Raw genomic sequence first — 9,873 nt, forward strand, 5'->3', positions numbered from 1 at the left:
GACCAGGACTATGCCCGGGCCTGCGGAGGAGATCGCCTTGCCGCTGCCGACGAACAGACCGGCACCGATGACGCCGCCGATGCCGATCATCGTCAGCTGACGAGTGTTGATGGAGTGCTCGAGAGTTTCCGAGCTGGAAATCGAGGTTGGCACGATGCCTTCTTCCGTGTAACGCGGATGTGACCCAGGTAACTGTGTGTCAGCCATGAAACACGTCACCGCCACGTTATGCAAGTCAATTTGCACTTTGCCTACTAGATGCAATTTTAGGTCGCGTTCGCAGAAATGTGCCCCCACCAGCCCGAACGCCGAAAGGTCAGGTCGCGGATGACACTCGAAATGAAGTTCGTCGCGAAGGCGAGAGCCCGCGCCACGACTCGAATCACCAGGCGCCACAACGGGAGACGGGATCGCAACCGGCTTGTCATGCTGTCGAATTGCAATTTCACATTAACGTGCAATTCTACTTGCATCAGCCGCGGCGATGCGGTTGTATGGATGACAGGAACCCTTCCCGGAAGCACCGCGACCGGCAGCACCCCTGCGGCCACACCGTCAGCGGGACAACGCATTACAACCAGATCGACGAGAAAGTGACGTGAGACGATGACGACCGTCCTGGCAACCCGTTCGGGTTCGACCGCGACCCTGGCCCTGAACCGCCCCGACCGCCTCAACGCGGTGAGCGAGGAGCTGTACCAGACGCTGATCGACGAACTGGTCGCGGCGGATTCCGATCCGGACCTGCGCGCGGTCGTGATCACCGGCGCAGGCCGCGCGTTCTGTGTCGGCGCCGATTTGAAGGCCCACAAGTCCGGCACCCGCAGCCGGGAAGAGCAGGCCCGCTACCTCGACCTCGGTCAGAGAGTCTGCGAGCAGATTCAGACGATGGACACCCCGGTCGTTGCCGCGGTCAACGGATACGCACTCGGTGCCGGCGCGGAAATGGCGGTCAGCGCCGACTTCCTCGTCGTCGCCGAGGACGCCCGGATGGGCTTTCCCGAGGTCGGCATCGGCACCTTCGTCGGCGGGGGTGTCACCAACCGACTCCCCCGCCTCGTCGGACTGCGGCGGGCCACTGACATGCTGATCCTCGGCGAACGCTTCACCGGCGCCCAGGCGCTGGAGTGGGGACTGGCGCACTCGGCCGTCATCGCGGACGGGCTACTGGACGCGGCGCACGCGCTCGCCGACACCCTCGCCGGGAAGGCCCCGCTCTCGCTCGCCCGGATGAAGGCAGCGCTGCGGCGTAACGACCCCCTCGACATCGTCCTCGAGACCGAGCCGCAGGAGTTGCTGGCGCTGATGAGCACACAGGACTGGGCCGAAGGTGTGGCCGCATTCGCCGAGCGCCGCGCCCCGATCTTCGAGGGAAAGTAGCGATGACAACGATGGCTCAGCCCTCCCCCGCCGCGGTCGCTCCCGCCCCGCGGGCCGGAACCCGCACGGCGCTCCAGCGCCTCTTCGATCCTCGCTCCATCGCGATCGTCGGCGCCTCGACCAGCCCGACCAAGCGCGGCTTCCAGGCCGTGCGCGCGCTGCAGCAGGCCGGGTACGAGCACCCGGTGTACCCGGTCAACCCGAATGCAACCGAGATCCTCGGACTCGAGGTCGTCCCCTCGATCGACGGACTGCCCTACGGCGTCGACGTCGCCCTCATCGCCCTGCCCGGCGCCGCCGTACCCGACGCCGTGCGCGAGTGCGCGGCGATCGGCATCGCCGGAGTGGTGGTGCTGGCCAACGGATTCAAGGAAACCGGAGACTCCGGGGCCGACCTCGACGCCGACCTCGCGCGAGCGATCGCCGAGACCGGTGTGCGGGTGATCGGTCCGAACACCTCCGGGATGCTCAACGTCTCCACCGGCGCGAACCTGGTGGGCCTGCAGGACGTGCCCAAGGGCCCGATCAGCGTGGTCACCCAGAGCGGAAACATGCTGCTGTCCCTGGTCAACGACAACCGCGCTCTGAAGGGTCCCGGCTTCCACGCCTACGTCGGCCTCGGCAACCAGGCCGACGTCCGCTACGACGAATGTGTCACCGAACTCGCCCGCGACACCGGCACCGGTGCCGTCGCCATCCACTCGGAGGGTTTCGCGGACGGCCGGGCGTTCCTGGTCGCCGCGGCGAGCGCGGTGCGGGAGAAGCCGGTGGTGGTACTGCGCGGCGGCCGCTCCGAGGTCGGGCAGCGCACCGCGCTCTCTCACACCGGGTCGATCGCCGGTTCGGACGCTGTCGCCACCGCGGTGCTGCGCCAGGCCGGTGCGGAATTGGTAGACCGCTCGGACGAACTGGCCGTCGTGGCAGGAGCAATGGCCACCACCGCACCGATCGCGTCCGGCCGCAAGGTTGCAATCCTGTCCGACGGCGGCGGCCACGCCACCCTGGCCGCCGACGCACTGACCGCGCGCGGAATCGAACTCGCGCAGATCGGTGACCAGACCCAGCGGGTCCTGCGTGATCTGCTCGGCGGGCCGGCGTCGGTGGTCAACCCCGTCGACGTGGCCGGGGCCACCGACGCCGATCCCACGGTGTTCGCCGACGCGGTGGACGCCCTGATGCGGGATCCGGCGGTCGGATTGGTGCTGATCGTGGGACTGTACGGCGGTTATCACCTGCGGTTCGACGCCAGCCTGACAGACGCCGAGGACGCCACCGCCGACAGGCTCCTCGAGCTGACCACCGCCCACCGGGTTCCCCTGCTGGTGCAGAGTTGTTACGCCGGGGACACTGTCTCCAACCACGACCGCCTGCGCGCCGGTGGGGTCCCGGTGATCAGTTCCATCGACCACGCCGTCCGGGTGGTCGCCGCCCTGGACCGGCGCGGACGACGACTGGCCACGGCGTCGCAACGTTCGCCCCTCACCTTGCCCGCCCCCGCACCGCGTGCTGCGGTGGGAACGGGAATTCTGGACGAGCCGACCGCCCGCGCCTTCGTCGAGGACGCCGGGGTCGACATCGGCGGATGGACCTTCGCCCGCACCGTCGACGAGGTCGTCACCGCGGTCGTCGGATACGGGCGGCCGTGTGCACTGAAGATCGTCTCGCCGCAGGTGATCCACAAGTCCGACGTCGGTGGCGTGAAACTGAACGTGGTCGGCGCCACCGCCGCGGAGAATGCACAGGCGATCATCGACGCGGTCACCGAGAACGTGCGCGGCGCAGTGATCGACGGCATCGTCGTCACCCCTATGGCCGATCAGGGCGTCGAACTCCTCGTCGGCGCCACCCACGACCCGATCTTCGGCCCGGTGGTGGCATTCGGCAGCGGTGGTGTGATGGTCGAAGCCCTCGAGGACGTCACCTTCCGCGCGGCGCCGTTCACCGAGATCGAAGCCCACGAGATGATCGACGAGACCATCGCCTCCCGCATGCTCGACGGCTACCGCCACCTTCCGGTGATCGACCGGACTGCGCTGGCCAGGTTCCTCGTCCACGTCGGTGACATCGTTGCAGCACACCCCGAGATCGGCGAGCTCGATCTCAACCCCGTCATCGCCTCGAACACCGGGATCGTCCCCGTGGACGTGCGTATCGTCTTGTCCGACAATCTTTCTGGAGAACACGCATGAGCGACCCCCTGCTGACCGACCGCACCGGCGACACCGTCGTCTGGACCCTCAACAACCCCGAGGCCCGGAATCCCATCTCCGAGGCCGACACCATCGACGCGCTCGAGGAGGCCGTCACCGCGGTCAACCGCGACCCCAGCGTGCGGGTGGCGATCCTCACCGGCGCCGGCTCCGCGTTCTCCTCCGGCGGCAACGTCAAACACATGCGCGACAAGGAAGGCATGTTCGGCGGGTCCCCCGCAGAACTGCGGCAGGGCTACCGGCACGGCATCCAGCGCCTCCCGAAAGCGCTGTACCACTGTGAGATCCCGACGATCGCCGCCGTGAACGGGGCAGCCATCGGCGCCGGCTGCGACCTGGCAATGATGTGCGACCTGCGGATCGCCTCGACCACCGCGCAGTTCGCCGAAAGCTTCGTCAAGGTCGGCATCATTCCCGGCGACGGAGGCGCCTGGCTGCTGCCCCGTGCCATCGGCATGGCCCGGGCAAGTGAGATGGCCTTCACGGGTGAGGCGATYGACGCGCAGACCGCACTCGAGTGGGGCATGATCTCCGCGGTCACCGAGCCCGAGCACCTTCTGACCGCCGCCCACGAACTCGCGTCCCGGGTGTCGGCGAACCCGCCGCACGTGCTGCGGATGACCAAGCGGTTGCTGCGCGAAGGGCAGCACCAGAGCCTCGAGAGCATCCTCGAGCTGTCGGCGGCCATGCAGGCTGTTGCGCATCACACCGAAGACCACCACGAGGCTGTCGGGGCCATGCTCGAACGGCGAGCCCCGCAGTTCAGCGGACGATGAACGCCCGTATCGACGAGACCACGGTCGCCGGACTGCGATGGGTGGTGGTGACGGGCGAACGCATCGCCGCGTTCACCCTGCTGGGTGAGTACGCCCGCGCCTCGATCACCGCCGTGCAGAAACAGTTGCCCGAACGCGAAGGCCTGCAAGTCTTCACCCGCAGTGGTCGCGGACGACGCATCCTGGCCGATGTGGCGGCAGCCACCGAACAGGCGTACCCGCACCTCGCCGCCGAGCTGCGTGCGCTCGCGGCCGGCGCCACGCTGCCCTACGAGGATTTGCTGCTGGCCAATCTGCGCGGCGACCTCGGCGTCGACGACGGCACCGGCTGCACGGACCTCGCCTGGCGCGGCACATCGTCTTTCATCGCGCACAACGAGGACGGCGCCCCCGCCCTCGACGGACACTTCATGCTCCTGACCCTCCACATCGACGGTGACCTACCGGTCACCGTGCAGTGGTACCCCGGGTTCCTGCCTTCCAACACACTCGCCGCCAACGCCGCCGGACTGGTGTGGGGCATCAACCACATCCAGGTCACCACTCCGATCGCCGCCCCCGGCCGCCATTTCGTCGCCCGCCGACTGCAGCAGTGCACCACCTTCACCGACGCCGTCGACTTTCTGCGCACCCACCCCAGCGCCGGCGGCTTCGCCTACACGATCGGCGATACCCACACCGGTCGCGCCGCAGTCGTCGAAACCGCCGCGGGGCGTCACGCCGTCCGTGAACTCTCACACGACAGAGCATTCGAATGGCACACCAACCACATCCGGTTCATGCCCGACCCACCGGACCGGGCGCCGGCTGGAGCCGCCACCGCCAATCTCGGGCAGCGCGACGAGAGTCTTGCTCGGGGCAGGGTCCTCGAAAACATCACCCCGGCCCTCGAACCCGGCGTCGACTGGTTCGACCGAGTCCTGGCCGGATCCCCCGTTCCCACCGGCGTCCACCGCACCGCCGCGGGCGACGACCCCCTCGCCACCCTGTGCACCACCGTGACCAACCTGACCGACCAAACCATCTTCATTCGCAACCGACACGACCGAACAGCCTCACTGTCGCTGGCCGACTTCGTCGCGGGACCGCCCTCCACTGAACGATCGGCGACCGAGTGACGTAACGCTCAGGACTTCGTCCGATGTAGCCGCTGCTACATTTTCCTGGTGACGAGTGAGGGAACCGGAGCGCGCTGGCTGACGGAACCCGCCGCCGACAGCGAACGGCCATGACCGGCGCCGCGTCACCAGCCGCGCGGTGGCGGATGTGGCCGCTGTACGCGGCCGGTTTCACCACGGCCTTCGGAGCGCATGCCGTCGCGGCGAACCTCGCCTTCGACCTCGAGGACCCGGCCGGCTCCCTCCTGTATCTCGGTCTGCTGCTGGCGCTGTACGACGGCGCCGAGGTAGTGCTCAAACCCGTGTTCGGGACCCTCGCCGACCGGATCGGTGCCCGACCGGTCTTTCTCGGTGGCCTCCTCGGATTCGCCGCGGCCTCCGCCCTGYTCGTCGTGGTCGGCGACTCGGACTGGCTGTGGTCGGCCCGGCTCGGGCAGGGCGCCGCCGCGTCCGCGTTTTCCCCGGCCGCAAGTGCGCTGCTCGCACGGATGACCCCGAAAGCCGGGCACGGCACCGCGTTCGGAACATACGGCTTCTACAAGAGCCTCGGCTACACGCTCGGCCCACTGCTGGGCGGCGTGCTGGTGTGGCTCAGCGGCCTCACACTGCTGTTCGCGGTGATGACCGCCCTCGCGCTCACCATCGCGGCATGGGCGGCGCGCGTGGTGCCCGCCCTGCCGCCCCTGCCGCGCGACCGGCAGACCGTCCTGGACCTGGCACGCCGTCTGACGGATCGGACGTTTCTCCGGCCCACCCTCGCACTCGCGTTCGCAACCTCGGCGCTGTCCGTGGGAGTGGGATTCCTGCCCGTCAGCGGCGCCGCCGCCGGGCTCGGCTCGGTGGCGACCGGCGCTGCCGTGTCCGTCCTCGCCGCCTGCGCCGCCCTCGTGCAGCCGCGAGCCGGGCGGGCACTGGACGCAGGTCGCATCTCGGCCGGCACCGGAACCGCGCTGGGCCTGCTGATCACCGCCACCGGACTCGGGTGCGCCATGATCCCCGGTTTGCTCGGTGTGCTGCTCTCCGCAGTGGTCATCGGCACCGGCACGGGACTGATCACCCCGCTGGCTTTTGCGGCGCTGGCCGGCTCGACTCCCGACGAGAGGATGGGACAGACCATGGGTGCCGCCGAACTCGGACGCGAACTCGGCGACGCAGGAGGACCTCTACTCGTCGGAGGCGTCGCCGCGGTCGCCACACTCACCGCCGGGTTCGGCGCCATCGCCGCGCTCACCCTCGTCGTCGGCGCCGGGACCGCGGCCGCACCGCTGCGCCGCCATCTCGGTTTCGTCTCGCCGAAGGACGAGTGACAGCAGCGGCAACAACTGGTCCGTCTCGCTCGCGCGTTGGCCCAGATCGATTGAGACAAGCGGAGATCGTCAGGTTTGGTTCGTACAACCTGTGCTTGATGCAGAGCTGCAGGCCAAAGCCCGTTTCCAGCCGTTGCCGCACCGTGGTGAGGTTGATCACCGGATGGTCGCCGAGCGCTTCGACCGCGTCGGCCACGAAGAACGGCGGGAACGACAGCTTCATACCTGTGCGTGCGTGGAGCACCGCCTCCTCCCGGTCCCGCACGCGGGCGATCCCGGTGACATCGATCTCGACGACTGTCGTCAATTGCGCCGAGGTGTGGAGGGATTCGACCATTCTCCGGGCGATGGTGCGACGGATCCGCGGCAGCTTCTCGACGCGGTCCGCGCCGGACACCGTGACCGGTTCGACGATGGGCGCAGGTTCCGGCAGAGTCACCCCCGCGGCGTTCGCTCCGATCATCGCCAGCGGGCCACCGACCTCGACGACAGTGTCCTCTGAAGCGAGGATGTCGACGAGAATCCCGGCCGTCGGCGACGGGACCTCGGTGTCGACCTTGTCGGTGGACACCTCGAGCACCGGTTCCCCCTCTTCGATGCGGTCACCTCGCGATGTGAGCCAGCGGGTGATGGTCGCCTCGGTGACGTTCTCACCGAGCGACGGCAGCACCACGGTGGTCGCGGCGATCTGATTCAGCGGAGCTTCGCGCTTGCGGGCGGTGGAACCCTCGGGGAACGGCTTCGGCATTGCAGCATCCTTTCAGCGTGAAGACTGATTTTCACAGGTCAGATGTCACCCCATGCGGGTGTGGCCCCCCGTCGATCATTTGTCAGCGTGCAATCTCTCCGGTGGGGATTTCGCAAGTCTGCGAGGTTAATTCGGAACGTAGATGCTGACAATCTCTGCAATACAAACCGGCTTGTCGGCATTCTCGCGTTCGATCGTGACGGCCGTGACAACCTGGACGCCCGAGGGGACGGTTTCAACGTTTACTATGTCAACCGCGGCCCGAATCCGCGAGCCGACGGGGACGGGTGCTGGGAATCGAACCTTGTTCGACCCGTAGTTGATTCCCATTCGGACGCCGTCGACGGCGTAGACCTCCCATACAAGCATCGGGATCATCGAGGTCAGCAGATGTCCGTGGGCGATGGTGGCGCCGAACGGTCCGTCAGCAGCCCGTGAGGGATCGACGTGAATCCACTGGTGGTCACCTGTCGCGTCAGCGAACGCGTCGATTTTCTCCTGGGTGAGGGTGTGCCATGACGAGTAGCCGATCCGGATGTTCGCCACCGCGTGTAGTTCGTCGATTCCGTTGAGTGTCTTCATACCTTGGGCCCTCCGGCGATGTAGAGAACCTGCCCGGAGACGAATCCGGCTCCCTCACTSGCTAGGAATGAGATCGCGTGTGCGATGTCGTCGGGGACCCCRACTCGGGCGACGGGGATGTCGGCGGCCGCCCTCTTCTTGAGATCGTCGAACTTCATTCCCATTCGTGCTGCCGTCGCGGCTGTCATCTCGGTCTCGATGAAACCGGGAGCAACGGCGTTGGCGGTGACGCCGAATTTGCCGAGTTCGAGGGCTAGAGTTTTGGTGAAACCTTGCAGCCCGGCTTTGGCTGCGGCGTAGTTTGCTTGACCGCGGTTTCCGAGCGCCGACACGCTCGAGAGGTTGATGATTCGCCCAAAACCGGCCTGAGTCATGTGTCCCTGAACCTCTCTCGTCATCAGGAACGAGCCACGCAAGTGGACGTTCATGACGGTATCCCAGTCGGTGGCCGACATTTTGAACAGAAGATTGTCGCGGGTGACGCCGGCGTTGTTGACCAGAACGACCGGCGCTCCGAGTTCCGTTGTGATCTTATCCACTGCCTTCTCGACACCAGTTCCGTTGGAGACGTCTGCGCCGACAGCAAGTGCRGTKCCTCCGGCCTGRGTGATCGTGTCGACCACGTACTGGGCGGCGGCCTCCTCGAGGTCGAGGACGGCGACAGCGTGGCCGTCTGCKGCGAGCCGCYGYGCGACGGCGGCGCCGATTCCCCGTGCAGCACCGGTGACGATTGCGGTGCGGCGGTGTTCGGGATGGGGTGATGTGTTCACGAGATTGGGGGTACCTCTCGAGGATTGGATCGATGTGACTTCGGGTCAGGTGAGCATTCGAGGATCAGTGCCATGCCCTGTCCTCCGCCTACGCACATGGTTTCGAGGCCGAACTGCTTGTCGTGCGTCTGCAGTAAGTTGATGAGGGTGCTGGTGGTCCGCGCACCGGTCATGCCGAACGGGTGGCCCATGGCGATGGCCCACCGCTGACGTTCAGTCGCTGTTCGCCGACACCGAGCATGAGGTCGTCGATGTCGCTTGGATGGAGTGCAGGTACTTTCGCCAACGCGGCCGTGACCATCTGGACGGGGAGGTCATCGGGCCGAATGTCCTTCAATGAGTCCTCGATCGCTCTACCGATCGGCGAACGTGCGGTGGCGACGATGACAACTTCAGGCATGGTTGTTCCTTCAATCGGTGATTGCTGTACGTGGAAGAAGATGGAGGCGAAGGTTCAGCCGGCGCAGCCGGAGATCCCGCCGTCGAGCGGAATGATGGTGCCGGTCAGATAAGAGCCGGCACGGGAGGCCAAGAACCGGACCGTGCCGATCAGGTCGTCGGTTTGTCCGTAGCGGCCCAGTGGGACGCGCCCGACGAGCTCTGCCTCGACCTCTGGATCCGCCGCGACGTGTCCGAGCATGTCCGTCAAGACAGGCCCGGGGGCGATCGCGTTGACGGTAATACTGTCGGATGCCAGTTGCTTGGCTAAATGGCGGGTGACCATGTGCAGACCGGCTTTGCTCGCACTGTAGGAGTAGTTCTCCCAGCTAGGTGTAGTCAAGGCATCCACGCTGCCGATGTTGATGACATGAGCGGGCCGGTCGGGGCGTGCCGCATTGCGCAGAAGCGGAAGCGTTCCCGTGATGAGGTAGAACGGAGCGACAAGGTTGGTGTTGAGCACCTTCGTCCAACCGATGAGGGGAAACTCTTCAAGTGGCGCACCCCAGGTGGCCCCGGCATTGTTCACCAGGATGTCGATGCT

At 66.7% G+C, this 9,873-nt stretch carries 9 protein-coding genes and 2 pseudogenes; 5 read left to right on the plus strand and 6 right to left on the minus strand.

Features of this window, described 5'->3' with window-relative positions:
- Nucleotides 1-207, minus strand: a pseudogene (locus AC1DWT_RS46645) (hypothetical protein); the annotation flags it as partial.
- A 399-nt stretch (nt 208-606) separates the two neighbouring features.
- On the opposite strand from AC1DWT_RS46645, the gene AC1DWT_RS46650 reads away from it, so the two are divergent.
- From AC1DWT_RS46650 to AC1DWT_RS46670, 5 genes are all read left to right on the plus strand, one after another.
- A complete protein-coding gene (locus tag AC1DWT_RS46650) occupies nt 607-1,380 on the plus strand; it encodes an enoyl-CoA hydratase/isomerase family protein (RefSeq protein ID WP_206012419.1) in 774 nt (257 codons plus the stop codon).
- Nucleotides 1,381-1,382: 2 nt separating this feature from the next.
- Complete coding sequence (locus tag AC1DWT_RS46655; RefSeq protein ID WP_206012420.1) at nt 1,383-3,569, plus strand: acetate--CoA ligase family protein; 2,187 nt, start codon at nt 1,383-1,385, stop codon at nt 3,567-3,569.
- Nucleotides 3,566-4,366: a crotonase/enoyl-CoA hydratase family protein gene (locus tag AC1DWT_RS46660; RefSeq protein WP_095863968.1), complete on the plus strand. Its 801-nt coding sequence runs from the start codon at nt 3,566-3,568 to the stop codon at nt 4,364-4,366. Before AC1DWT_RS46655 ends, AC1DWT_RS46660 begins: the two co-directional genes overlap by 4 nt.
- Entirely contained in the window at nt 4,363-5,484 is a 1,122-nt protein-coding gene (locus AC1DWT_RS46665) for a C45 family autoproteolytic acyltransferase/hydolase (protein ID WP_206012421.1), read from the plus strand. Before AC1DWT_RS46660 ends, AC1DWT_RS46665 begins: the two co-directional genes overlap by 4 nt.
- A gap of 110 nt (nt 5,485-5,594) precedes the next feature.
- A complete protein-coding gene (locus AC1DWT_RS46670) occupies nt 5,595-6,791 on the plus strand; it encodes an MFS transporter (protein WP_477925863.1) in 1,197 nt (398 codons plus the stop codon).
- Here AC1DWT_RS46670 and AC1DWT_RS46675 read toward each other — a convergent pair.
- The 5 genes and pseudogenes from AC1DWT_RS46675 to AC1DWT_RS46695 form a co-directional block, all read right to left on the minus strand.
- Nucleotides 6,712-7,539: a biotin/lipoyl-containing protein gene (locus tag AC1DWT_RS46675; RefSeq protein ID WP_206012422.1), complete on the minus strand. Its 828-nt coding sequence runs from the start codon at nt 7,537-7,539 to the stop codon at nt 6,712-6,714. The two genes, AC1DWT_RS46670 and AC1DWT_RS46675, sit on opposite strands and share 80 nt — an antisense overlap.
- A 126-nt stretch (nt 7,540-7,665) precedes the next feature.
- A complete protein-coding gene (locus tag AC1DWT_RS46680; RefSeq protein ID WP_206012423.1) occupies nt 7,666-8,121 on the minus strand; it encodes a MaoC family dehydratase in 456 nt (151 codons plus the stop codon).
- On the minus strand, nt 8,118-8,891 hold the full coding sequence (gene fabG / locus AC1DWT_RS46685; RefSeq protein ID WP_477925864.1) for a 3-oxoacyl-ACP reductase FabG: 774 nt from the start codon (nt 8,889-8,891) through the stop codon (nt 8,118-8,120). The genes AC1DWT_RS46680 and fabG overlap by 4 nt, the downstream gene beginning before the upstream one ends.
- Nucleotides 8,888-9,291 (minus strand): annotated as a pseudogene (locus AC1DWT_RS46690) (thiolase family protein). The gene fabG and the pseudogene AC1DWT_RS46690 overlap by 4 nt, the downstream one beginning before the upstream one ends.
- 54 nt (nt 9,292-9,345) lie before the next feature.
- Nucleotides 9,346-9,873 (minus strand): SDR family oxidoreductase (locus tag AC1DWT_RS46695; RefSeq protein ID WP_477925865.1); only part of this gene is annotated, 528 nt, incomplete at its 5' end.

The organism is Rhodococcus sp. P4_B6 (genome assembly GCF_056402215.1).